General features: G+C 64.5%; 24 protein-coding genes and 3 tRNA genes. 15 read left to right on the forward strand and 12 right to left on the reverse strand.

The features are described 5' to 3' along the window. Positions 1-52: 52 nt before the first annotated feature. On the reverse strand, positions 53-1,081 hold the full coding sequence (gene hemH, locus E8F12_RS14125; protein ID WP_280325883.1) for a ferrochelatase: 1,029 nt from the start codon (positions 1,079-1,081) through the stop codon (positions 53-55). Beyond that, complete coding sequence (locus E8F12_RS14130) at positions 1,081-1,989, reverse strand: TIGR01777 family oxidoreductase (protein WP_280325884.1); 909 nt, start codon at positions 1,987-1,989, stop codon at positions 1,081-1,083. The genes hemH and E8F12_RS14130 overlap by 1 nt, the downstream gene beginning before the upstream one ends. A gap of 197 nt (positions 1,990-2,186) precedes the next feature. On the opposite strand from E8F12_RS14130, the gene E8F12_RS14135 reads away from it, so the two are divergent. The 4 genes from E8F12_RS14135 (at position 2,187) to phrB (ending at position 6,442) form a co-directional block, all read left to right on the forward strand. After that, positions 2,187-3,170, forward strand: a complete 984-nt coding sequence (locus E8F12_RS14135; RefSeq protein WP_280325885.1) for an NAD(P)/FAD-dependent oxidoreductase — start codon at positions 2,187-2,189, stop codon at positions 3,168-3,170. Positions 3,171-3,372: 202 nt separating this feature from the next. Next, the gene (locus E8F12_RS14140; protein ID WP_280325886.1) at positions 3,373-4,035 is read left to right on the forward strand and encodes a DUF1722 domain-containing protein; all 663 of its coding nucleotides are present in this window, start codon (positions 3,373-3,375) and stop codon (positions 4,033-4,035) included. Between the two features lie 2 nt (positions 4,036-4,037). Then, positions 4,038-4,967 carry a MerR family transcriptional regulator gene (locus tag E8F12_RS14145; protein WP_280325887.1) on the forward strand — a complete coding sequence of 310 codons (930 nt, stop codon included), beginning with the start codon at positions 4,038-4,040 and terminating at the stop codon, positions 4,965-4,967. A gap of 11 nt (positions 4,968-4,978) precedes the next feature. Beyond that, the gene (gene phrB, locus E8F12_RS14150; RefSeq protein ID WP_280325888.1) at positions 4,979-6,442 is read left to right on the forward strand and encodes a deoxyribodipyrimidine photo-lyase; all 1,464 of its coding nucleotides are present in this window, start codon (positions 4,979-4,981) and stop codon (positions 6,440-6,442) included. An 86-nt stretch (positions 6,443-6,528) separates the two neighbouring features. Here the strand turns inward: phrB and E8F12_RS14155 are convergent, their stop codons facing one another. The 6 genes from E8F12_RS14155 to hemA all read right to left on the reverse strand — a co-directional run bounded on the left by E8F12_RS14155 (position 6,529) and on the right by hemA (position 11,870). Then, the gene (locus E8F12_RS14155) at positions 6,529-7,044 is read right to left on the reverse strand and encodes an acyloxyacyl hydrolase (protein WP_280325889.1); all 516 of its coding nucleotides are present in this window, start codon (positions 7,042-7,044) and stop codon (positions 6,529-6,531) included. Between the two features lie 103 nt (positions 7,045-7,147). Next, on the reverse strand, positions 7,148-7,942 hold the full coding sequence (gene murI, locus E8F12_RS14160; RefSeq protein WP_280325890.1) for a glutamate racemase: 795 nt from the start codon (positions 7,940-7,942) through the stop codon (positions 7,148-7,150). Next, the gene (locus E8F12_RS14165; protein ID WP_280325891.1) at positions 7,935-8,690 is read right to left on the reverse strand and encodes a molybdopterin-synthase adenylyltransferase MoeB; all 756 of its coding nucleotides are present in this window, start codon (positions 8,688-8,690) and stop codon (positions 7,935-7,937) included. The genes murI and E8F12_RS14165 overlap by 8 nt, the downstream gene beginning before the upstream one ends. Beyond that, a complete protein-coding gene (gene prmC / locus E8F12_RS14170; RefSeq protein WP_280325892.1) occupies positions 8,684-9,514 on the reverse strand; it encodes a peptide chain release factor N(5)-glutamine methyltransferase in 831 nt (276 codons plus the stop codon). Before prmC ends, E8F12_RS14165 begins: the two co-directional genes overlap by 7 nt. Positions 9,515-9,516: 2 nt before the next feature. Beyond that, positions 9,517-10,599: a peptide chain release factor 1 gene (gene prfA, locus E8F12_RS14175; protein ID WP_280325893.1), complete on the reverse strand. Its 1,083-nt coding sequence runs from the start codon at positions 10,597-10,599 to the stop codon at positions 9,517-9,519. Further along, positions 10,596-11,870: a glutamyl-tRNA reductase gene (gene hemA / locus E8F12_RS14180; protein ID WP_280286977.1), complete on the reverse strand. Its 1,275-nt coding sequence runs from the start codon at positions 11,868-11,870 to the stop codon at positions 10,596-10,598. Before hemA ends, prfA begins: the two co-directional genes overlap by 4 nt. A gap of 185 nt (positions 11,871-12,055) precedes the next feature. Here hemA and E8F12_RS14185 point away from each other — a divergent pair, with 185 nt between their 5' ends. The 10 genes from E8F12_RS14185 (at position 12,056) to E8F12_RS14230 (ending at position 19,451) form a co-directional block, all read left to right on the forward strand. Beyond that, positions 12,056-13,786, forward strand: a complete 1,731-nt coding sequence (locus E8F12_RS14185) for a tetratricopeptide repeat protein (protein ID WP_280325894.1) — start codon at positions 12,056-12,058, stop codon at positions 13,784-13,786. 3 nt (positions 13,787-13,789) lie between these two features. Further along, positions 13,790-14,407: a lipoprotein insertase outer membrane protein LolB gene (gene lolB, locus E8F12_RS14190; RefSeq protein ID WP_280325895.1), complete on the forward strand. Its 618-nt coding sequence runs from the start codon at positions 13,790-13,792 to the stop codon at positions 14,405-14,407. Further along, positions 14,407-15,258 (forward strand): 4-(cytidine 5'-diphospho)-2-C-methyl-D-erythritol kinase, encoded by an 852-nt coding sequence (ispE, locus tag E8F12_RS14195; RefSeq protein WP_280325896.1) that lies wholly within the window; start codon positions 14,407-14,409, stop codon positions 15,256-15,258. Before lolB ends, ispE begins: the two co-directional genes overlap by 1 nt. Before the next feature lie 32 nt (positions 15,259-15,290). Continuing rightward, a tRNA-Gln gene (locus tag E8F12_RS14200) sits at positions 15,291-15,365 on the forward strand. A 60-nt stretch (positions 15,366-15,425) separates the two neighbouring features. Then, a tRNA-Gln gene (locus E8F12_RS14205) sits at positions 15,426-15,500 on the forward strand. An 86-nt stretch (positions 15,501-15,586) separates the two neighbouring features. After that, positions 15,587-16,528, forward strand: coding sequence for a ribose-phosphate pyrophosphokinase (locus E8F12_RS14210; RefSeq protein ID WP_028629917.1), 942 nt, complete (start codon positions 15,587-15,589; stop codon positions 16,526-16,528). Between the two features lie 108 nt (positions 16,529-16,636). Further along, positions 16,637-17,245: a 50S ribosomal protein L25/general stress protein Ctc gene (locus tag E8F12_RS14215; RefSeq protein ID WP_280325897.1), complete on the forward strand. Its 609-nt coding sequence runs from the start codon at positions 16,637-16,639 to the stop codon at positions 17,243-17,245. 37 nt (positions 17,246-17,282) lie between these two features. Next, positions 17,283-17,867 (forward strand): aminoacyl-tRNA hydrolase, encoded by a 585-nt coding sequence (pth, locus tag E8F12_RS14220; RefSeq protein WP_280286972.1) that lies wholly within the window; start codon positions 17,283-17,285, stop codon positions 17,865-17,867. A 26-nt stretch (positions 17,868-17,893) separates the two neighbouring features. Beyond that, a complete protein-coding gene (ychF, locus tag E8F12_RS14225; protein ID WP_280325898.1) occupies positions 17,894-18,994 on the forward strand; it encodes a redox-regulated ATPase YchF in 1,101 nt (366 codons plus the stop codon). A 380-nt stretch (positions 18,995-19,374) separates the two neighbouring features. After that, a tRNA-Met gene (locus E8F12_RS14230) sits at positions 19,375-19,451 on the forward strand. A 75-nt stretch (positions 19,452-19,526) separates the two neighbouring features. On the opposite strand, the gene E8F12_RS14235 is transcribed toward E8F12_RS14230, so the two are convergent. From E8F12_RS14235 to E8F12_RS14250, 4 genes are all read right to left on the reverse strand, one after another. Continuing rightward, on the reverse strand, positions 19,527-19,913 hold the full coding sequence (locus tag E8F12_RS14235; protein WP_280325899.1) for a hypothetical protein: 387 nt from the start codon (positions 19,911-19,913) through the stop codon (positions 19,527-19,529). A gap of 23 nt (positions 19,914-19,936) precedes the next feature. After that, the gene (locus tag E8F12_RS14240; protein WP_280325900.1) at positions 19,937-20,242 is read right to left on the reverse strand and encodes a HigA family addiction module antitoxin; all 306 of its coding nucleotides are present in this window, start codon (positions 20,240-20,242) and stop codon (positions 19,937-19,939) included. A gap of 12 nt (positions 20,243-20,254) precedes the next feature. Beyond that, positions 20,255-20,533, reverse strand: coding sequence for a type II toxin-antitoxin system RelE/ParE family toxin (locus tag E8F12_RS14245; RefSeq protein ID WP_280325901.1), 279 nt, complete (start codon positions 20,531-20,533; stop codon positions 20,255-20,257). Between the two features lie 241 nt (positions 20,534-20,774). Continuing rightward, complete coding sequence (locus E8F12_RS14250) at positions 20,775-21,386, reverse strand: amino acid permease (protein ID WP_280325902.1); 612 nt, start codon at positions 21,384-21,386, stop codon at positions 20,775-20,777. Positions 21,387-21,496: 110 nt separating this feature from the next. Between E8F12_RS14250 and E8F12_RS14255 the strand changes: the two genes are divergently transcribed. Then, the gene (locus E8F12_RS14255) at positions 21,497-21,730 is read left to right on the forward strand and encodes a hypothetical protein (protein ID WP_280325903.1); all 234 of its coding nucleotides are present in this window, start codon (positions 21,497-21,499) and stop codon (positions 21,728-21,730) included. Positions 21,731-21,812 lie beyond the last annotated feature (82 nt).

Genomic DNA, 21,812 nt, shown 5'->3' on the forward strand with positions numbered 1-21,812 from the left:
ATGAATGCGCGGCGTGTCCTGCAACTGATGGTCCGACTAGAGGTGATCGACATCAGAGCGGGCGCACCGCCGTCTCGCACAACCGCGCGAGGCTCGCGACCCATTGCGGGTGGCTGTTCAGGCAGGGCACCAGCACCAGCTCCTGGCCACCGGCCCCCTGGAACTGCTCGCTGCCACGCTGGCCGATTTCCTCGAGCGTCTCGATGCAGTCGGCGACGAAGGCCGGGCACATCACCAGCAGCTTCTTCACACCCTGGCGGGCCAGTTCCTCGAGACGGGTTTCGGTATAGGGTTCGATCCATTTGTCCCGGCCCAGGCGCGACTGGAAGGACACCGACCATTGCCCGGGCTGCAGCCCGGCGCGCTCGGCGAAGGCCTCGGCGGTGCGCTGGCACTGGCTGCGGTAACAGACCGCCAACACCTCGTCGCTGACACCGCTGCTGTCCCTGGCGCGCAGGTCATGCTGCGGGTCGATTCCCTTGACCAACTTGCGAATATGCCGCTCGGGCAGGCCGTGGAAGCTCAGCAGCAGGTGGTCGAAGTCCTGCTCCAGATAGGGCTTCGCGCTGGCCACCAGGGCGTCCAGGTAATCGGGTTCGGCGAAGAACGGCTCGAGCACCGAAACCTGCAGTTGCAGGCCCAGCTCGCGGACCACCCGGCGGGCTTCTTCGATGGCGGTGGTAGTGGTGCTCTCGGCGAACTGTGGATAAAGCGGGGCAAGGGTCACGCGCTTGACACCCTGTCCGGCGAGCTTGCGCAGGGCGCCCTCGATCGAGGGCTCGCCGTATCGCATCGCCAGTTCCACCGGCCCGTGGGGCCAGTGCGGAGCCATGGCCTCCTGGAGCTGGCGGCTGAGGACGATCAGCGGCGAGCCGTCCGGCCACCAGATGGACGAATAGGCATGGGCCGACTGCGCCGGCCGCTTGATCAGGATCAGCGAAACCAGCAGGCGCCGCAGCGGCCAGGGCAGGTCGACCACGTAAGGGTCCATGAGGAACTGGTCGAGGTAGCTCCGCACATCCTCCACGTTGGTGGAAGCCGGGGATCCCAGGTTGACCAGCAGCAGCGCGTGATCAGTCATCAAACATCCTTAGGCTTCAGCAAGTCGCCGAGCGCCGTGTCCAGATCGGTGAATGCAAAGGTGAATCCCGCCGCCCGCAGGCGCGCCGGCATCGCTCGCTGGCCACCCAGCAGCAGGCCGGCCAGCTCGCCCAACATAAGGCGCAGGACGAAGGCTGGCGCCGGCATGAAGGCCGGCCGCCCCAGGGCGCGCCCGAGGCTACCGGCGAAATCGCGATTGCGCACCGGCTGCGGCGAGCACGCATTATAGGGACCGCGCGCATCTTCTCGCCGCAAGAGAAAATCCATCAGGGAGATTTGATCGTCCAGGTGCACCCAGGACATCCATTGCCGGCCATTGCCGAGCGCCCCGCCGAGCCCTAGCTTGAATGGCGGGACCAGGCGCTTGAGGAAACCGCCGTCCCGCGCCAGCACCAATCCGGTGCGTACCAGCACCACACGGATGCCGAATTTCTCCGCACGCTGCGCGGTTTCCTCCCAGGCCACGCAGAGCTGGCTGGCGAAGTCGTCGGTCACCGGCGGCGAGTCCTCGGTCAGCTCGCGTTCGCCGCCATCGCCGTACCAGCCCACGGCCGAGCCGTTGAGCAGCACCCGCGGCTTCTGTTCGCGCTTCTCCAGCCACTCCAGCAGTTGCTCGGTAAGGGTGATGCGGCTGCCCCAAAGCTGCGCCTTGCGCTTGTTGCTCCAAGGCCGATCGGCGATGGGCTCGCCGGCCAGGTTGACGATGGCGTCCAGGGGCTCGTCGCCATAGTCGGAAAAACCGCCGATTCCACGCACCGTGCGACCGCACAGGCTGGCGACACTCTGCGGCCGGCGGCTGAGCACGGTGAGCTGGTGACCGTCGTCCAACCAGCGCTGGCAGAGCGCGCGACCTATCAGACCAGTACCGCCGGTCAGCAATATGTGCATGGCATCCTCCTCGCATGGCGCTAAGTACGGATATCGCCCTAGTCTGGATTATGACGTTCAGACGTGCCCTGGATTGAGCCACGCACCGTCAGAATTGCAGAAGACCGCGATTGGAACCGATCAACCTGTACAGAGTTTGAATGTTGTACAGGTCTTGTCTAAAGCGTAGCCTGTAGCCATAGGTAACGAGGTAGACCATGAGTGCACCTATCGCCATCATCGGAACCGGCATAGCCGGCCTTTCCGCCGCCCAGGCGCTACATGCGGCTGGGCAGAACGTGGAGCTCTTCGACAAGAGCCGCGGCAGTGGCGGGCGCATGGCCAGCAAGCGCAGCGATGCCGGCTCGCTGGACCTTGGCGCGCAATACTTCACCGCCCGCGATCGCCGCTTCGCCGAAGTGGTGCAGCAATGGCGCGACCGGGGCTGGGTCGCGGAGTGGTCGCCCAGCCTCTACAACTTCAGCGACGGCCGACTGCACCCCTCGCCGGATGAGCAGATCCGCTGGGTCGGCACGCCGCGCATGAGTGCGATTACCCGCGCCATGCTTGGCGCCCTGCCGGTGAATTTCGCCTGCCGAATCACCGAAGTCTTCCGCGGCGAACGCCACTGGGGCCTGCAGGATGCCGAGGGTCTCAGCCACGGCCCATTCAGTCATGTCATAGTCGCGACCCCTGCCCCACAGGCCACGGCTTTGCTCGCCTCGGCACCCAAGCTCGCCGGTGCTGCCGCCAGCGTCGCCATGGAGCCCACCTGGGCGGTGGCGCTGGGCTTCGCCACGCCGCTGGATACGCGTGTCGAGGGCTGCTTCGTGCAGGGCAATCCGCTGGACTGGGTAGCGCGCAACCGCTCCAAGCCCGGTCGCGAGGCCGGCCTGGACACTTGGGTCCTGCATGCCAGCAGCGCCTGGAGCAGGCAGCACCTGGACATGCCCAAGGAAGCGGTGATCGAGCATCTCCACGGCGCCTTCGCGGAAATGATCGGCTGCGCCGTACCGGCACCGAACTTCAGCCTCGCCCACCGCTGGCTCTACGCCCGGCCGAGCCAGGCGCACCAGTGGGGTACCCTGGCCGATGCCGATCTGGGCCTCTACGCCTGTGGCGACTGGTGCCTGTCCGGCCGAGTGGAGGGTGCCTGGCTAAGCGGCCAGGAAGCTGCCCGCCGCCTGCTCGAGCACCTGTGACCGCACCGCCGCCCGTGCGACAAGTTGCTGCTATCAAGATGGACGGCCGGGCGGCCGTCCAACGCTGAACCCACCTACCTCAGCCGCTCGCCTCCCGTCCAATCCTGTACAAGTCGTTTGACCCGTACAACTTTTTGCCTATGATTACAAAAAAACTGTACATGCAAATTACCCTGTACAACTCATGTCCAGGTAGCGCCCCATGCCCACGCCCTTCGATCTGCCACAGCGCCCCAAACTAGGTATCAGCGCCTGCCTGCTCGGCGAACCCGTGCGCTACAACGCAGGGCACAAAGAGTCACGCTTGGGCAGCCATAGTCTGTCGCACTACTTCCCCGACCTGCCGGTAGAAGAAGCGGGCCGCCTCAACGACCCGGCGCTACGGGAAAACTTCCTCACCCGCGTCTACGCCTATGCGCAATGGCAGGAGCTCTGCCGCCAGGGCCTCAGCCCCAGGGCGATCATCGACTTCCATTCCCGCTACAAGTACCAGCTGATGGCCAACGACCCACGGCAGTACAAGGCCTTGGGCCGCCTGCTCGGCAGCATCGGCCAGCATCCGCTGCAAGACATCGCCCCGCGCTACTTCTCGATGCTGATGGCGGCGCTGAAGAGGTGCGCCACCCGCCGCACCCACAGCAACGTGCTGCAGCACCTCTGCGGTTACCTCAAACGCCATCTGGACCGCGACGAGAAGGCCGAGATCCAGCGCCTGATTGTGCAGTACCGCTCCGGCATAGTCCCGCTGGTAGTCCCTCTCACCTTGCTCAAGCACCACTTCAACGACCACCCGGATAGCTACATCGCCCAGCAGGTCTACCTGCAGCCGCATCCGGAAGAACTCGGCCTGCGCAACGCCCTCTAGCCATGGACAACACTTCCGATAGCCCACGGGAGAGCGACTACCAGGCCGCCCTGGCCAAGGGTCTGCTGCCGATTCGCGAAGTTGCGCGGCAGACTGGCGTCAACCCGGTGACGCTGCGCGCCTGGGAACGCCGCTACGGCCTGATTGTGCCGCTGCGTACTGGCTCGGGGCACCGCCTCTACAGCACAGAGGATGTGGCGCGCATCCGCCTGATCCTCACCTGGATGGAACGCGGCATTGCGGTAGGCCAGGTCAAGGGCTTGCTCAACACCCCGCAGGCACCAACTGCAGCGGACACCTCGCCGGCTTCACTCTGGGAAGAGCAGCGCCGCTACCTGATGCAGGCCATCGCCAACCTGGCCGAGCGCCAGTTGGACGAGCGCTTCAATGCCGCCATGGCGCTCTACCCGCCCCTGGCCGTCTACCGCCAGCTACTGCAGCCCCTGCTGGATGAGCTGGAGCAACGCTGGCGCGGCCAGTTCGGCGGTCAGGTCGAGCGCGTATTTCTCCACTCCTGGCTGCGCACCAAGCTGGGCGCGCGCATCTACCACAACAACCGCCAATGCGGCGGAGCCCCGCTGCTGCTGGTAAACGGCTCCGACCTGCCAATGGAGCCGGGCCTCTGGCTCACCGCCTGGCTCGTCAGCAGCGCCGATTGCTCCGTGGAAGTGCTCGACTGGCCGGTGCCCGCGGTCGAGCTGAGCCTGGCGGTGGCGCGCATCCAGCCTCGCGCCCTGCTGCTCTACTCCAGCCAGCCGCTGCGCCCGGACCAATTGCTCAGGCTGCTCAACGGCCACCCATGCCCCTGCCTGCTGGGTGGCCCTGCAGCGGCCATCCACCAGACCGGAGTCGAGCCCGGCACCACGCTGGTCGAATCCCCGCTGGACGCACTCCAGGCCCTGCTCGACCTCGGCCTGCTGCATGACCGATAAAGGAAAGACTCATGCGCCAACTCATGTGGTTCCGCACCGACCTGCGGGTGCTGGACAACAGCGCCCTGCTCGCTGCTCTTCAGGCCGGCCCCACGCTCGCCATGTACATCATCAGCCCCAGCCAGTGGCGAGCCCACGAAGACGCCCCGGCCAAGGTGGACTTCTGGCTGCGCAACCTCGCCGAGCTGGCCAAGTCCCTGCGCCAGCTGAATGTGCCGCTGCTGGTCCGCCACACCGACACCTGGGCAGAGGCACCGCAGCTGGTCCGGGAACTGTGCCACGAGCTCGACCTGGGCACGGTGCGGGTCAACGAGGAATACGGCGTCAACGAAAGTCGACGCGACCAACAGGTGGCCGCCACACTGGCCGCGGACGGCATCCACCTGGAAAGCCACCTTGACCAGCTGTTCTTCCGCCCCGGCAGCCTGCTTACCCGGTCGGGCGGCTATTTCCAGGTCTACAGCCAGTTCCGCAAGCTTTGCTACCAGCGCCTGCACAGCGCCCTGCCGAGTTGCCTTCCCGCCCCGCGTCCCCAGGCCGACCTGGGGATCGTCAGCGACGTCCCGCCCACCAGGGTGGAGGGGTTTCCTACCCCGCCGGACAGCCTGCGCCAGCTCTGGCCGGCGGGCGAGGATGTGGCCCGCGACCGGCTGGACACCTTCGCCCTGGAAGAGCTCTGGTGCTATGAAGAGCGCCGCGACTTCCCCGCCCAGCCCGGCACCAGCCAGCTCTCCCCCTACCTCGCGGCCGGCGTGCTCTCACCCCGCCAGTGCCTGCACGCGGCCCTGCAGGGAAATCAGGGTGAATTCGACAGCGGCAACCCCGGTGCCGTCTGCTGGATCAACGAACTGCTCTGGCGCGAGTTCTACAAGCACATCCTGGTGGGCTACCCGCGGGTCTCCCGCCACCGCGCTTTCCGCCAGGAAACCGAGAACCTGGCCTGGCGCCACGCCCCGGACGAACTGGCGGCGTGGCAGCAGGGCCGCACTGGCATCCCGATAATCGACGCCGCCATGCGCCAATTGCTGGCCACCGGCTGGATGCACAACCGCCTGCGCATGGTGGTAGCCATGTTCCTCACCAAGAACCTGCTGATCGACTGGCGCGAGGGCGAACGCTGGTTCATGCGCCACCTGATCGACGGCGACTTGGCGGCGAACAATGGCGGCTGGCAGTGGAGCGCCTCCACCGGTACCGACGCCGTGCCCTATTTCCGCATCTTCAACCCTATCAGCCAGTCCCGACGCTTCGATCCGGACGGCCGCTTCCTGCGCCGCTGGCTGCCGGAGCTGGAGCACCTGGACGAGCGAGATATCCACAACCCCGCAGGCCTCGGCGGGCTCTTCGGTGTGGATGGCTATCCCGCGCCGCTGGTGGACCTTTCCCTCAGCCGCGAACGAGCCCTGGCGGCCTTCAGGAACCTGGCGGAGCGCTCTGAGCAGGTTGCTGCTGCTCCGCCTGTTGGGCTTCGCTGAACTCAGCCCAACCTACGACCGGCGCCCAGTCGGCTGCCAATAAAAAACCGGGCGTCAGGCCCGGTTTATGGTCTTGCAGCTATACCTCAGAAGGACAGGCGATAGTGCAGGTTGTAGGTCTCGATGCCATCGTTCGGCTGCTTGATGCCGGCGTTGGAGTAGTGCATGGCGCGAATGCCGACTTCCTGATTGGCGAAGCGCAGGCCCAGGCCCAGGCGATCTTCGAACTGGAAGGAGGAACTCAGGTCGTTGTCTTCCAGCTCGGTGCTGTCGAACACGGCGACGCCGATACCGGCTTCGACATAGGGCTTTACGGTCTCGCCAGCGAATTCGTAGACGAATACGGGGGAGAAGGACAGGCTGTGGTTACTGGCGGTCTCGTCGCCATCCCAGTAGGTGTAGGCAGCATCCCAGTAACCGGTCAGGCGTCCTACGTCGCTTTGGAACCAGCTGCTGGAGAAGTCGAACTGAGTGCCCAGCCGGTAGGTCATGGTGGATTCACCGGTCTGGCCGATGTCCAGGGAGACGCCTGCTGCCTGGGCGGAGACGGCCTGACCGAGAGAAATGGCTGCAACTGCGGCCCAGCAGAAAAACTTCTTCATTCAAAACAGTCCTTTTTCTGAAGCGCTGACAGAAAGTGTTAATACCTGTCAGCGATTATAGATAGCTTTTTAATCGGGGAAAGCAATCTAGGCCACTTTCGCCTCAGTCTGGGAACTTGTCCACTCGGGCAGAGTCGCCCCAGAGAATCGGCAGTACTTCCTGCATCGCCGCCGGGGCGCCGCTGGACCAGAAGCGGCAGCGCTCGGCCTGTCCCGCCGCCAGCAGACCACGCGCATCCAGCAGGCGCTGCAGTTGTCGGGCCACCGCGGCACCGGTGTCGATCAGGCTGACCGAGTCCGGCACCAGCTGGTGCAGCAGCGGGCGCAGGAAGGGGTAATGGGTGCAGCCGAGGATCAGCGTGTCGCAGCCTTCGGCCAGCAGGGGCTTGACGTAGCCGGCCAGCAACTGGCGGGTATCCGGCCCCATCAGGTCACCGGCCTCGATGCGTTCCACCAGTCCCGGGCAGGGCTGGGTGATCACCCGCACATCACCGGCGAAACGGTCCAGCAGCGCGGCAAACTTGGCGCTCTTCAAGGTGCCGGTGGTCGCCAGTACGCCCACCACACCGCTGCGGGTGGCGGCGGCTGCGGGTTTTACCGCCGGTTCCATGCCCACGATCGGCAGCTGTGGATAACGCTCGCGCAGGTCGGCCACAGCCGCGACCGTGGCGGTGTTGCAGGCCAGCACCAGCGCCTTGGCGCCCTGGCCGAGAAGGAACTCGGCGATCCGATGGCTGCGTTCGCGGATGAAGTCGGCGCTCTTCTCGCCATAGGGCACATGGCCGCTGTCAGCGACATAGAGCAATGATTCACGGGGTAGCAGTGCGCGGATTTCCCGCAATACCGAAAGGCCGCCAACGCCCGAGTCGAAGACCCCGACCGTGGCCACCTCAGGCATGCCGAACCCCGCAGACTTCGCAGGCCGGATCGCGCTTGACCCGCAGTTCGCGGAAACGGCTGCCGAGGGCATCCACCAGCAGCAGGCGCCCCACCATGGGTTCGCCGAAGCCGGCCAGCAGCTTGAGCGCTTCCAGCGCCTGCAGGCAGCCCACCAGCCCCACCAGCGGGCCGACTACGCCGGCTTCGCTGCAGGTCAGCTCGGCTTCGCTGCCATGGCCGTAGAGGCAGTGGTAGCAGGGGCTTTCCGGGCGGCGTGGATCGAACACCGAAAGCTGGCCTTCGAGGCGGATGGCGGCGCCGGACACCAGCGGCTTGCCGGCAGCCACGCAGGCGGCATTGACCGCTTCGCGGGTGCCGAAATTGTCGGTGCAGTCCAGCACCAGGTCCACGGCGGCCACGGCGGCGGCCAGGGAATCCTCATCCAGTGCACGGGAATGGGGTACCAGGCGCACTTCCGGGTTCAGCGCGGCGAGACGGGCCATGGCCGAGTCGACCTTGCTGCGCCCGACGCTCTGGCTGTCGTGGACGATCTGCCGCTGCAGGTTGGTCATGTCGACCGTGTCGAAATCCGCCAGGTGCAGCTCGCCGACGCCGGCAGCGGCCAGGTAGAGGGAAACCGGAGAACCCAAGCCGCCGAGCCCGACGATCAGAGCGCGGGCCTGTTTCAGCCGCAGCTGGCCGTCGATGTCGATCTGCGGCAAGAGGATCTGCCGGCTGTAGCGGAGGAGTTCCTGGTCGCTCAGCATGGCCATTGTCCAAGGGAGATGCGTTCATGGCCGCCGAGGTCGCAGCGGCTTTCGACCCGCTTGAAGCCCTGGCGGGTCAACAGTTCGCGCACTGCGGCGGCCTGGTCGAAACCGTGTTCCAGCAGCAGCCAGCCACCGGGCAGCAGGTGCCGGGGCGCGTCCTGGATGATCTGGCGGATGTCGTCCAGGCCGTCGGCACCGGCCACCAGGGCACTGACGGGCTCGAAGCGCACATCGCCTTCGGCCAGGTGCGGGTCCTGGGCGGCGATATAGGGCGGGTTGCTGACGATCAGGGCGAAACGCTGCTCGCCCAGGGCAGAGAACCAGTGGCTCTCGACGAAGCGGGCATTGTCCAGCTTGATCCGGGCGCGGTTGCGTTCGGCGAGCTGCACGGCAGCGGATACCCGGTCCACGCCCGTGACCTTCCAGCCGAGGCGTTCGCAGGCCAGTGCCAGGGCGATGGCGCCGGTACCGGTGCCGAGGTCGAGCACCTCGGCAGAGCTCGCCGGCAGCAGGGCCAGGGCGGTTTCCACCAGCAATTCGGTGTCGGGGCGCGGGATCAGGGTATCCGGCGCCACTTCCAGGTCCAGGCTCCAGAAGCCCTGGTGACCGAGGATGTAAGCCACCGGCTCACCGCTGCGGCGGCGCTCCAGGAATGCGGAGTAACGGTCGGCCACTTCAGTGGAAACCACCCGCTCCGGCCAGGTGTGCAGGAAGCTGCGCGGCTTGCCCAGGGCAGCGGCGAGCAGCAGTTCGGCGTCGAGGCGCGGAGTGGGCGAATCCGGTAGGTTGGCCTGGCTGAGGAGGCTGGCGATGATGGTCACGCTCAGTCTCCCAGGGCCGCCAGCTGGTCGGCCTGGTATTCGGCGAGCAGCGGCTCGATCACCGCGTCCACGCCGCCGGCCATGATGTCGTCCAGCGCGTAGAGCGTGAGGTTGATGCGGTGGTCGGTGACCCGGCCCTGCGGGAAGTTGTAGGTGCGGATGCGCTCGGAGCGGTCGCCGGAGCCCACCAGCAGGCGGCGGGTATCGGACATTTCCTTGTGCGCGGCGGCTTCCTGCTGGTCGTTCAGCTTGGCCGCGAGCCAGGCCATGGCCTTGGCGCGGTTCTTGTGCTGGGAACGCTCTTCCTGGCACTCGACCACGATGCCCGAGGGAATGTGGGTGATGCGCACGGCCGAGTCGGTCTTGTTCACGTGCTGGCCACCGGCGCCGGAAGCGCGGTAGGTGTCCACCCGCAGGTCGGCGGGGTTGATCTCGATGGCGGCCTGCTCGTCCGGCTCCGGCAGCACCGCCACGGTGCAGGCGGAGGTATGGATACGGCCCTGGGATTCGGTTTCCGGCACCCGCTGCACGCGGTGCGCGCCAGACTCGAACTTGAGCTTGGAATAGACGTTGTCACCCTCGACCCGGGCGATCACTTCTTTATATCCGCCGTGCTCGCCCTCGTTCTCGGAGAGGATCTCGACACGCCAGCCCTGGCGCTCGGCGTAGCGCGAGTACATGCGGAACAGGTCGCCGGAGAAGATCGCCGCCTCGTCGCCGCCGGTGCCGGCACGAACTTCGAGGAAGACGTTGCGCCCGTCATTCGGGTCCTTGGGCAGCAGCATGCGCTGCAGGCGGTCTTCCAGCTCCACCAGCCGCTCGCGGGCATCGGCCACTTCCTCCTCGGCCATCTCGCGCAGGTCCGGGTCGCTGTCCTTGAGCAGGGCCTGGGCACCTTCGAGGTCGCCCTGCACCTTGCGGAACTCACGGAAGGCCAGGATCACCGGTTCGACCTCGGCGAACTCCTTGGAATAGGCGCGGAACTTGCCTTGGTCACTGATGACTTCGGCATCGCCGAGCAGGGCGGTGAGTTCCTCGTAGCGATCCTGGAGGAGGTCAAGCTTGTTCAGCAGGGAAGCTTTCATTGCGAACGTTTATCCGAGCCCTCGTCGAGGGCGAAGAGTTCCTGGGCCACGGCCAGCGCATCGAAGCGCCCGTCGGCGGAGAGTTTCTTCAGTTGCACGCTGGGAGCATGCAGCAGCTTGTTGGTGAGGCCACGGGCGAGCTGGGCCAGCGCTTCCTCGGCGGACGTGCCGTTCTGTAACAGGCGCAGGGCCCGGGCCAGCTCGTCGTCGCGCTGGCGCTCGGCCTGCTGGCGGTAGGCGCGCAGCACGTCCACCGCGGCCAGCTCGCGCAGGCGCTGCATGAAGTCCTCGACCCCGGCGCCGACCAGCTCCTCCGCGGCCTGGGCGGCACCCTGGCGACTCTTGAGGTTTTCCGCGACCACCTCATGCAGGTCATCCACGGTATAGAGGTAGACATCATCCAACTCGCCCACTTCGGGTTCGATGTCGCGCGGCACGGCGATGTCGACCATGAAGATCGGCTTGTGCCGGCGCTGCTTCAGCGCGCGCTCCACGGCGCCCTTGCCGAGGATCGGCAGCTGGCTGGCGGTGGAGCTGATGACGATGTCGCTGTTGACCAGTTCCTGGGGCATGTCGGCCAGCAGCACGGCGTGGGCGCCGAACTCCTCGGCCAGGATGCTGGCGCGCTCCAGGGTGCGGTTGGCGACCACGATGCGCTTCACGCCCTGCTCGTGCAGGTGACGGGCGACCAGGGTGATGGTCTCGCCGGCGCCGATCAGCAGCGCCTGGCTGCGGTGCAGGTCGGAGAATATCTGCTTGGCCAGGCTGACGGCGGCGAACGCCACGGAAACCGGGTTCTCGCCGATGGCGGTATCGGTGCGCACCGTCTTGGCGGTGCTGAAGGTAGCCTGGAACAGGCGGCCGAGCAGCGGGCCGACGGTGCCGGCCTCGCGCGCCACGGCGTAGGCGGACTTCATCTGGCCGAGGATCTGCGGCTCGCCAAGGACCATGGAGTCCAGCCCGGAGGCGACGCGCATCATGTGGCGGACCGCGTCGTCGTCGGTGTGCACATAGGCACAGGCGCGCAGTTCTTCCAGGCTAAGGTTGTGGTAGCCGGCCAGCCAGGCGAGCACTTCATCGGCGCTGGGGTGGTCCTGCTCCAGGTAGAGCTCGCTGCGGTTGCAGGTGGAGAGGATGGCCGCCTCGCGGCTGGGCGTGATGCGACACAGCTGCTGCAGGGCCTCCACCAACTGCTCGGGGGTGAAGGCCACGCGTTCGCGGACATCTACCGAGGCGGTCTTGTGGTTGATACCTAGAGCAATGAAGGCCATGCAGGGTCGCTAACTGAATCAGGAGGGCGCGCAATTGTCCTACTTCACCCGTACGACGACAACCACCGCCGATAATTGTCTCACCGAACAGGTTTTTGCCCGCTGCCGGTCGGGCCGAGCCCCATGTGCTTGCCGGAAGGCTTGTGTCATGATGAGCCACCGCTGGTTAGTCGCCCTCCGTCTCTATGAATAGATCCCTCGCGTTGCTGACCGCCCTGCTGTTCCTCGGCGGCTGTCAGAGCTTGACCCACAAGTCCCCGGACGGCGCCCCGTCGGTCGAGGAAGGCAGCAAGGCCTCCGCGCCCGCCAAGCCCGAGGTCTATGGCTCGTTCAGCCGCGAAACCCTCTATGCCCTGCTCGCCGCCGAACTGGCCGGGCAACGCAATCGCTTCGATATCGCCCTGGGCAACTACGTACAGCAGGCCAATGCAACCCAGGACCCGGCAGTCGCCGAGCGCGCCTTCCGCATAGCCGAGTACCTCGGCGCCGACCAGGCTGCACTGGATACCGCCCTGATCTGGGCCAAGAACGCACCCGACAACCTCGACGCCCAGCGCGCCGCCGCCGTGCAGCTGGCCCGCGCCGGCCGCTACGACGAAGCCATGGCCTATATGGAGAAAGTGCTCCAGGGCCAGGGCGACACCCATTTCGATTTCCTCGCCCTCTCCGCCGTGGAAACCGACGCCGATACCCGTGCCGGCCTGCTGCAGAGCTTCGACCGCCTGCTGGCCAAGCACCCGCATAACAGCCAACTGGTGTTCGGCAAGGCCGTGCTGCTGCAACAGGACGGCCGCACCGAAGAAGCCCTGACCCTGCTCGAAGGCGTGCCGTCCGACGACAAGGAAATCGCCCCTATTCTGCTCCGCGCCCGCCTGCTGCAGAGCCTGGAGCGTGGCGACGAGGCCCTGCCGCTGCTGCAGAAGGCCATCAAGCAGCACCCGAATGACAAACGCCTGCGCCTCACCTACGCCCGTATGCTGGTGGAGCAGGACCGCCTGGACGAGGCCAAGTCCGAGTTCGCCGGACTGGTCCAGCAGTTCCCCGATGACGACGACCTGCGCTACTCCCTGGCCCTGGTGTGCCTGGAAGGCGAGGCCTGGGACGAAGCCCAGGTCTACCTGGAAGAGCTGGTGGACCGCGGCAGCCACGTCGACTCGGCCCACTACAACCTCGGCCAGGTCTATGAAAAGCGCGGCGACAAGGACAGCGCGCTGATCGAGTACGCCCTGGTCGGGCCCGGCAACGACTACCTGCCGGCGCAGATCCGCCAGGCGGAAATCCTCCTGGATAGTGGCCGAGCCGATGAAGCCGAGGCGCGCCTGGCCAAGGCCCGGGACACCCAGCCCGACTATGCCATCCAGCTTTACCTGATCGAGGCCGAGAGCCTGGCCAAGCGCCAGCAGCCGCAGCGCGCCTGGAAGGTCATCCACCAAGGCCTGCAGCAGTTCCCCGACGACCTGAACCTGCTCTACACCCGCGCCATGCTGGCCGAGAAGCGCAACGACCTGGCCCAGCTGGAGAAAGACCTGCGCTTCATCATCGAGCGCGAGCCGGAAAACGCCATGGCGCTGAACGCCCTGGGCTACACCCTGGCCGACCGCACCACGCGCTACGACGAAGCCAAGAAGCTGGTGGAACAAGCCCACAAGCTCAACCCTGAGGACCCGGCCATCCTCGACAGCCTCGGCTGGGTGAACTACCGCATGGGCAACCTGGACGAGGCCGAACGGTTCCTGCGCCAGGCCCTCCAGGAGTTCCCCGACCATGAAGTGGCCGCCCATCTGGGCGAAGTGCTCTGGGCCCGCGGCAAGCAGGCCGAAGCCCGCAAGGTCTGGGCCGAAGCCCTGCAGAAGCAGCCCGATAGCGCCATTCTCCGTGACACCATGCAACGCCTGACCGGCGCCGGAACCCTCTGATCCATGCGTTTACCTAAGCTCCTGGCCGCCGCTGCGCTGGTCCTGCTCAGCGGCTGTGCCGCCCTCGCTCCCCACGAAACCCTGGAAGGCCAGGGTGACCAGGCCACCTGGAAAGCCCACAAGGCCCAGATCAGTGCCCTCGATGGCTGGCAGATCAGTGGCAAGGTGGGCATTCGCGCGCCCAAGGACTCCGGCAGCGGCACCCTGTTCTGGCTGCAGCGCCAGGACTACTACGACATCCGCCTCTCGGGCCCGCTGGGCCGCGGCGCCGCGCGCCTGACCGGGCGCCCCGGCGAAATCGTCCTGGAAGTGGCCAACCAGGGCCGCTACCAGGCCGAATCCCCCGAGGCCCTGCTGGAAGAACAACTCGGCTGGCGCCTGCCGGTTTCCCACCTGCTCTGGTGGGTGCGCGGCCTGCCCGCCCCGGAAACCCGCAGCCACCTGACGCTCGACGGCGCCAGCCACCTGTCCCGCCTGGAGCAGGACGGCTGGCAGGTGCAGTACCTCAGCTACGTCCAGCAGAACGGCTACTCCCTGCCCGAACGCATCAAGCTGCAGGGCGAGGACCTCGACATCACCCTGGTGATCAAGGACTGGCAGCCGCGCCAGCTCGGCCAGTGATGCAGGACGCGCAACTCATCCTGCCGGCCCCGGCCAAGCTCAACCTGATGCTGCACATCCTCGGCCGCCGCGCCGACGGCTATCACGAGCTGCAGACCCTCTTCCAGTTCCTCGACCATGGCGACGAACTGGGCTTCTCCCTGCGCCAGGATGGTGAAATCCACCTGCGCACCGAGGTGCCCGGCGTTCCCCACGACAGCAACCTGATCGTCCGCGCCGCGCGCAAGCTGCAGGCCGAATCCGGCTGCCGGCTCGGCGCTGACATCTGGCTGGACAAGCGCCTGCCCATGGGCGGCGGCATCGGCGGCGGCAGCTCCGACGCCGCCACCACCCTGCTCGGCCTGGACCACCTGTGGAACCTGGGCTGGAGCGAGGACCGCCTGGCCGAACTGGGCCTTTCCCTGGGCGCCGACGTGCCGGTTTTCGTGCGCGGCCGCGCGGCCTTTGCCGAGGGAGTCGGCGAGCAGCTGACGCCGGTGGAGCTGCCGGAACCCTGGTTTCTCGTCGCCGTACCGCAAGTCTTTGTCAGCACAGCAGAAGTTTTCTCCGATCCCGAGTTGACACGAAATACGCCGCCCATTAAAGTTCGCAGCCTTCTTGAGGGGGGCGGTCGAAACGACTGCCAGCCGGTGGTCGAAAAGCGTTACCCGGATGTACGTAACGCGCTGATCTTGTTGAGTAAATTTACTTCAGCTAGATTGACCGGCACTGGAGCTTGTGTGTTTGGGAGCTTCCCAAACAAGGGCGATGCTGATAAAGTTCGCCGCCAACTTCCGGCCACTCTGCCGAGCTTTGTCGCTCAGGGGCGTAACATCTCGATGTTGCACCGCAAGCTGCAAAGGCTGGCTTGAGAAGGAATGCAAGGCATTCGGTTGTACGATACAGGGGCGTCGCCAAGCGGTAAGGCAGCAGGTTTTGATCCTGCCATGCGTTGGTTCGAATCCAGCCGCCCCTGCCATTAACCCACCAGGTTATGCGCACAACGAAACGAAAGTCCTGCAGAGCAAGTTATACACATAGGGGCGTCGCCAAGCGGTAAGGCAGCAGGTTTTGATCCTGCCATGCGTTGGTTCGAATCCAGCCGCCCCTGCCATACACTTGAAAAGCTGTTCAAAAGCCCACGGCCTTTGAACGGCTTTTTGATTCATCAGGTCTACCCTCAGCCGGCAGGTACTGCGCGTGTCCAAGATGATGGTCTTCACGGGGAATGCCAACCCCGATCTGGCGCGTCGCGTCGTTCGTCAACTGCATATCCCCCTCGGCGATGCCTCCGTAGGCAAGTTCTCCGACGGCGAAATCAGTGCTGAAATCAACGAGAACGTCCGCGGCAAGGACGTCTTCCTGATCCAGCCGACTTGCGCACCGACCAACGATAACCTGATGGAACTGGTGGTGATGGCCGACGCCTTCCGCCGTTCCTCGGCGTCCCGCATCACTGCAGTCATCCCCTACTTCGGCTATGCCCGCCAGGACCGCCGTCCGCGCTCCGCCCGCGTGGCAATCAGCGCCAAGGTAGTGGCCGACATGCTGACCGTGGTCGGTATCGACCGCGTGCTCACCGTCGACCTGCACGCCGACCAGATCCAGGGCTTCTTCGATATCCCCGTGGACAACATCTACGGCTCCCCGGTCCTGGTCGATGACATCGAAGACCAGCGCTTCGAAAACCTGATGATCGTCTCTCCGGACATCGGCGGCGTGGTTCGCGCCCGTGCCGTGGCCAAGTCCCTGGGCGTCGACCTTGCCATCATCGACAAGCGTCGTCCCAAGGCCAACCAGTCCGAAGTCATGCACATCATCGGCGATGTCGAAGGCCGCACCTGCGTGCTGGTCGACGACATGGTCGACACCGCTGGCACCCTCGGCCACGCCGCCAAGGCCCTGAAGGACCACGGCGCCGCCAAGGTGTACGCCTACTGCACCCACCCGGTGCTGTCCGGCCGTGCCATCGAGAACATCGAAAATTCCGTGCTGGACGAGTTGGTGGTGACCAACACCATCCCCCTGTCCGCCGCGGCGCAAGCCTGTTCGCGTATCCGCCAGCTGGATATCGCACCGGTTGTGGCTGAAGCGGTTCGCCGCATCAGCAATGAGGAATCGATCAGCGCGATGTTCCGCTAAGCGGGCATCCCTGACGATACGCGCCCCGCTACGGCGGGGCTTTTTGCCCAACCGCCCGGATGCTGGTCGCAAGCATTACGGGCGTTTTGGTTATTTTGGAGAAATGCAATGTCCGAGTTTGCCCTGAATGCCGAAGCGCGTTCTGACCTGGGGAAAGGTGCGAGCCGCCGCCTGCGTCGTAACGCCAACCTGGTTCCCGCTGTTGTATACGGCGGCGAGAAAGCCCCGCAATCCGTAAGCCTGCTGGCCAAAGACCTGGCCAAGCTGCTGGAAAACGAAGCTGCCTTCAGCCACGTGATCGCCCTGAACGTTTCCGGCGCTACCGAAACCGTTCTGATCAAGGCCCTGCAGCGTCATCCGGCCAAAGGCTTCGTACTGCATGCTGACTTCCAGCGCGTAGTTGCCGGCCAGAAACTGACCGCCCACGTACCCCTGCACTTCATCAACGAAGCTACCTCCGTTGGCGTGAAGCAAGGCGGCGGCGAAGTTTCCCACACCATCTCCGAAGTCGAAGTCTCCTGCCTGCCGAAAGACCTGCCGGAGTTCATCGAAGTCGACCTGGCCAAGGTCGAAGTCGGTCAGACCATTCACCTGTCCGACATCAAGGCACCGAAAGGCGTTGAGCTGGTGGCCCTGGCCCACGGCAACGACCTGGCAGTTGCCAACATCCACGCTTCCCGCGTGGTGAAGGAAGACGAGGAAGGCGCCGCCGAGTAATTTCTTACTCTGCATAGCCTGATAAAGGGCCCCTGTAGTGACTGCCATCCAACTGATCGTCGGCCTGGGTAACCCCGGCCCTGAATACGACCAGACCCGGCATAACGCGGGGGCCCTTTTCGTTGAGCGCCTGGCGGACCGCGAACGCGCCAACCTGAGCCTCGACAAGAAGTATTTCGGCCTGGTCGGGAAATTCTCCCATCAAGGCCGCGACGTTCGTCTGTTGATCCCCACCACCTACATGAACCGCAGCGGCCAGTCCGTAGCGGCCCTGGCTGGGTTCTTCCGCATTCCCCCCGAGGCCATCCTGGTGGCCCACGACGAACTCGACATGCCCCCCGGCGTCGCCAAGCTCAAGACCGGCGGCGGCCACGGCGGCCACAACGGGTTGCGCGACATCATCGCCCAGCTCGGCAACCAGAATTCGTTCCATCGCCTGCGGCTTGGCATCGGCCATCCGGGGCACAGCAGCCTGGTTTCCGGTTTCGTACTCAGCCGCGCTCCGCGCAGCGAGCAGGAACTCCTGGACACCAGCATCGACTTCGCCCTCGGCGTGCTGCCGGAAATGCTCGCCGGTGATTGGACCAAAGCGATGCAGAAGCTGCACAGCCAGAAGGCTTGACCCCACTCCGCGCAGAGGCACATACCATGGGATTCAATTGCGGCATCGTAGGCCTGCCCAACGTCGGCAAGTCCACCCTGTTCAACGCCCTGACCAAGTCCGGCATCGCTGCGGAGAACTTCCCCTTCTGCACCATCGAGCCGAACAGCGGCATCGTGCCGATGCCCGACCAGCGCCTCAACGCCCTGGCCGAGATCGTCAAGCCCGAGCGTGTGATCCCCACCACCATGGAATTCGTCGACATCGCCGGCCTGGTGGCGGGCGCCTCCAAAGGCGAAGGCCTGGGCAACAAGTTCCTCGCCAACATCCGCGAGACCGACGCCATCGCCCACGTGGTGCGCTGCTTCGAAGACGACAACGTCATCCACGTTTCCAACAGCGTCGACCCCAAGCGCGACATCGAGATCATCGAGCTCGAACTGATCTTCGCCGACCTCGATAGCTGCGAGAAGCAATTGCAGAAGGTCGCCCGCAACGCCAAGGGTGGCGACAAGGACGCCCTGGCGCAGAAAGCCCTGCTGGAAAAACTCATCCCCCACTTCAGCGAAGGCAAGCCGGCGCGCTCTCTGCTGAAGAACCTGGGTGACGAGGAGAAGCGCCTCGTTCGCGGCTTCCATCTGCTTACCAGCAAGCCGGTGATGTACATCGCCAACGTCGCCGAGGACGGCTTCGACAACAACCCGCACCTGGACGTGGTGAGAGCCATCGCCGAAGAAGAAGGCGCAATCGTGGTACCGGTCTGCAACAAGATCGAAGCCGAGATCGCCGAACTCGACGACGGCGAAGAGAAGGACATGTTCCTCGAAGCCCTCGGCCTCGAAGAGCCGGGCCTGAACCGCGTGATCCGTGCCGGCTACGACCTGCTCAACCTGCAGACCTACTTCACCGCCGGCGTGAAGGAAGTACGCGCCTGGACCGTCCGTGTTGGCGCCACCGCCCCGCAAGCCGCCGCAGTTATCCACACCGACTTCGAGAAAGGCTTCATCCGCGCTGAAGTGGTCGCCTATGACGACTTCATCCAGTACAAGGGTGAAAACGGTGCCAAGGAAGCCGGCAAATGGCGCCTGGAAGGCAAGGACTACATCGTCAAGGACGGCGACGTGATGCACTTCCGCTTCAACGTCTGATCCACGAAATAGCCCCGGACCTCCGGGGCTTTTCTTTGCAGCGCAACCCGTAGGTTGCGGCTGAGCTCCGCAAAGCCAACAAACCCAACGACTCCGCTGCCGGGCTTGACCAACTCAGCCCAACCCGCAACCCCGCGCCCGACATCTGCCCCAACCGGCATCCCAAGAATGGGTCGGGCGGCGATCCGCGAGCGAAGCGATACCCATCGCCCCATCCCAGACATGTCCCCGTCCTTCCCCCCTCTCCCGCCAAACGAGCACGCCAACCCGTCGCGCGCCCCTGAAGACGAACCCGCCGCCTAAACGATTGAAAGATCACAAAATTATCTAAGCGAAGGGGTTGACATCGCCCTGAGAGATACGGAAAATGCGCGCCACTCGGCTACATAGCTCAGTCGGTTAGAGCGCAGCATTCATAATGCTGATGTCCCAGGTTCAAGTCCCGGTGTAGCCACCATACAAAACAAAGGGTTAGCGAAAGCTAACCCTTTGTGTTTTCTGGGGTAGTGACTACAAAGTGACTACACCCTGTCTACGACGAAACATCCTCCGCCTTTAACTGCCTCACCAGACGATCACTCTTGAGCGACCAGATCTTGGGAGCGGCATAGCCAACAACGAACGAAAGCGCCCAGATACGTGCAAACGTAGCTGGAGATTCGTTAAGCATGCCGATGAAATAAAGGCCAAAAACGAAGCCAAGAACCCCGCCCACAAACAGCCGCATGCTTATCCAGAGACCTCTAGTGACCTGGAGATCAGGCGGGGCAATCTTCAGCTCATCGCGGTTTTTTGGCGGGCCATCGTGGTCAATCGTGGCGAGAATAGCCTGAACTATGCTCCCGAAGACTGCGCCAAAGGTACAGGCGATAAGAAGCCCTATGTCAAAAGCCTTGAAGCCTAAAAGGCTGAATTCCATTTCAGTTTCCTAGGTGAGGGTAACTATCCGACCGCTCGCAGCGGCTCTATCTCATGCTCAATCTCTTCGCCTGCCTCAGCGTAGGTGGTCGCCAAAGCATACTCAGTCTGCAGGTTCATCCAGAACTGGGCGGACGTGTCGAAGTAGCGGCCCAGGCGAAGGGCCATATCAGCCGTGATCCCACGACGCTCACGCACAATATCGTTCACGGTCGGTGCGGACACATGTAGCGCACGAGCGAGTGCGGCCGGAGCGATGCCCAGGGGCTCCAGGAACTCCTCCCGCAGAATCTCTCCAGGGTGAATGGGGCGCATGCCATTGATTGCCATGATGCCTCCTCCTCAGTGGTAATCGACTATCTCAACGTTTTCAGGGCCCGCCCCAGTCCACTCAAAGCAGATTCGCCACTGATCGTTGATCCTGATGCTGTATTGCCCAGCCCTGTTCCCAGCCAACTGCTCCAACCGATTGCCCGGTGGAGATCGCAAATCTCGGAGCTCGGTGGCTGCATTTAGCATCGCCAGCTTGCGGGTGACGACATTCAGAATGTTCCGCCAGCGCCGCGAATCGCCCGTTTCAAACAGAGCTTGGGTTTCCTGACATCGAAAGCTCAGAATCACGCTTTAATCCTTAACGTTAAGCGTTAAACAATACTAACCCACGCTACCGCACAGTGCCACCACCGAATGACGACTCTGCGCGAGAGGTGACAACCTCAGCGCCGACTCCAAATGATCCGGCGAGGCGAGATGTTCTTTTGGGCCGTTGGGCTTCGCTGCGCTCAGCGCCAGCATACGGAACCAGCCTTGCCCCAAACAAAAACACCCCGACGAGTCGGGGTGTTTTGCTTTACAGCGCGGATCAGGAGGCGGCGTTGCCGACTACTGCGCCGCGGGTTTCTTCACGGGTGCCGAGGTTCAGCACCTTGAACTGCACGGTGAGCAGCACTAGGAAGGCCGGGCCGATATAGAGGGCGATGCGGGTGTCTTCGAAGAAGGCCATGAGCACCACCACCAGCACCAGGAACGCCAGAGCCAGGTAGGAACTCACCGGGAACAGCCACATCCTGAATTGCAGCTTGTCCCGCTCGGTCTGGCTCAGGCCGCTGCGGAATTTCAGCTGCGCGAGCAGGATCAGTGCCCAGATCCAGCGCGGCACCTCGGGGAACCAGACGCCCATGTAGATGGCCACGGCGGTGATTTCCGCCACGCAGGTCACCAGCCAGAGGAACCAGTAGTTCCAGCCGGTGAGGAAACCGGCCAGCGGGCCGAGGTAGCCCTGGGCGTAGCGGCTGAAGGAGCCGGCCACGGGGTTGTGCACGGCCATCTCGCCGAGGGCGCGCATGATCACCAGGATGGCGAGGCCGCCGATGATGTAGGAGAGCATGATAGCCGGACCGGCCATCTGGATCGCCTTGACCGAACCGAGGAAAAGGCCGACGCCGATGCCGGTCGGCAATCGGGCCGCTTCCACTCCCCCTATCCCGTCAACAATTAGGAAAATTCTGAAAGCTTCTTCATCGCATAGACCCGGACTCACGCTTCGTGATGACGTTGCGCAGTCATCCATGCGAGGCAATCCACATGCAGATTCATGTTGGCGAGCGCAGGGAAGGTGACGTTCTGACATTGAGGGTTCTGGAAGGAGTCAGCGAATCAGTGTTGATGGAGATGCTGAAGGCGGAAGGCATCGAGATCCTGGTCGGGCCGATAGCCAATGGCACGGCGCGGATCGAGTTGCGGGCGCCAAAGCGGATGCTGGTATTGGAGGAGCGTGCCCTGCCGATGCCGGAGTCCCTGGCACTCGACTCCAGTTGACTCCGTGGACCCCGCTTCGGCGGGGTTTTCTTTTGGGGGGCGAGGCCCCCTGCGATGTCCAACTTCCCTCACCCTGGCCCTC

This window comes from Pseudomonas sp. BN102 (assembly GCF_029871245.1).
GTDB lineage: Bacteria > Pseudomonadota > Gammaproteobacteria > Pseudomonadales > Pseudomonadaceae > Metapseudomonas.

Coding starts and splice junctions, on each gene's coding strand:
- hemH (WP_280325883.1), bottom strand. CDS start 1,081: ATGACTGATCACGCGCTGCTGCTGGTCAACCTGGGATCCCCGGCTTCC.
- E8F12_RS14130 (WP_280325884.1), bottom strand. CDS start 1,989: ATGCACATATTGCTGACCGGCGGTACTGGTCTGATAGGTCGCGCGCTC.
- E8F12_RS14135 (WP_280325885.1), top strand. CDS start 2,187: ATGAGTGCACCTATCGCCATCATCGGAACCGGCATAGCCGGCCTTTCC.
- E8F12_RS14140 (WP_280325886.1), top strand. CDS start 3,373: ATGCCCACGCCCTTCGATCTGCCACAGCGCCCCAAACTAGGTATCAGC.
- E8F12_RS14145 (WP_280325887.1), top strand. CDS start 4,038: ATGGACAACACTTCCGATAGCCCACGGGAGAGCGACTACCAGGCCGCC.
- phrB (WP_280325888.1), top strand. CDS start 4,979: ATGCGCCAACTCATGTGGTTCCGCACCGACCTGCGGGTGCTGGACAAC.
- E8F12_RS14155 (WP_280325889.1), bottom strand. CDS start 7,044: ATGAAGAAGTTTTTCTGCTGGGCCGCAGTTGCAGCCATTTCTCTCGGT.
- murI (WP_280325890.1), bottom strand. CDS start 7,942: ATGCCTGAGGTGGCCACGGTCGGGGTCTTCGACTCGGGCGTTGGCGGC.
- E8F12_RS14165 (WP_280325891.1), bottom strand. CDS start 8,690: ATGCTGAGCGACCAGGAACTCCTCCGCTACAGCCGGCAGATCCTCTTG.
- prfA (WP_280325893.1), bottom strand. CDS start 10,599: ATGAAAGCTTCCCTGCTGAACAAGCTTGACCTCCTCCAGGATCGCTAC.
- hemA (WP_280286977.1), bottom strand. CDS start 11,870: ATGGCCTTCATTGCTCTAGGTATCAACCACAAGACCGCCTCGGTAGAT.
- E8F12_RS14185 (WP_280325894.1), top strand. CDS start 12,056: ATGAATAGATCCCTCGCGTTGCTGACCGCCCTGCTGTTCCTCGGCGGC.
- lolB (WP_280325895.1), top strand. CDS start 13,790: ATGCGTTTACCTAAGCTCCTGGCCGCCGCTGCGCTGGTCCTGCTCAGC.
- ispE (WP_280325896.1), top strand. CDS start 14,407: ATGCAGGACGCGCAACTCATCCTGCCGGCCCCGGCCAAGCTCAACCTG.
- E8F12_RS14215 (WP_280325897.1), top strand. CDS start 16,637: ATGTCCGAGTTTGCCCTGAATGCCGAAGCGCGTTCTGACCTGGGGAAA.
- ychF (WP_280325898.1), top strand. CDS start 17,894: ATGGGATTCAATTGCGGCATCGTAGGCCTGCCCAACGTCGGCAAGTCC.
- E8F12_RS14235 (WP_280325899.1), bottom strand. CDS start 19,913: ATGGAATTCAGCCTTTTAGGCTTCAAGGCTTTTGACATAGGGCTTCTT.
- E8F12_RS14240 (WP_280325900.1), bottom strand. CDS start 20,242: ATGGCAATCAATGGCATGCGCCCCATTCACCCTGGAGAGATTCTGCGG.
- E8F12_RS14255 (WP_280325903.1), top strand. CDS start 21,497: ATGCAGATTCATGTTGGCGAGCGCAGGGAAGGTGACGTTCTGACATTG.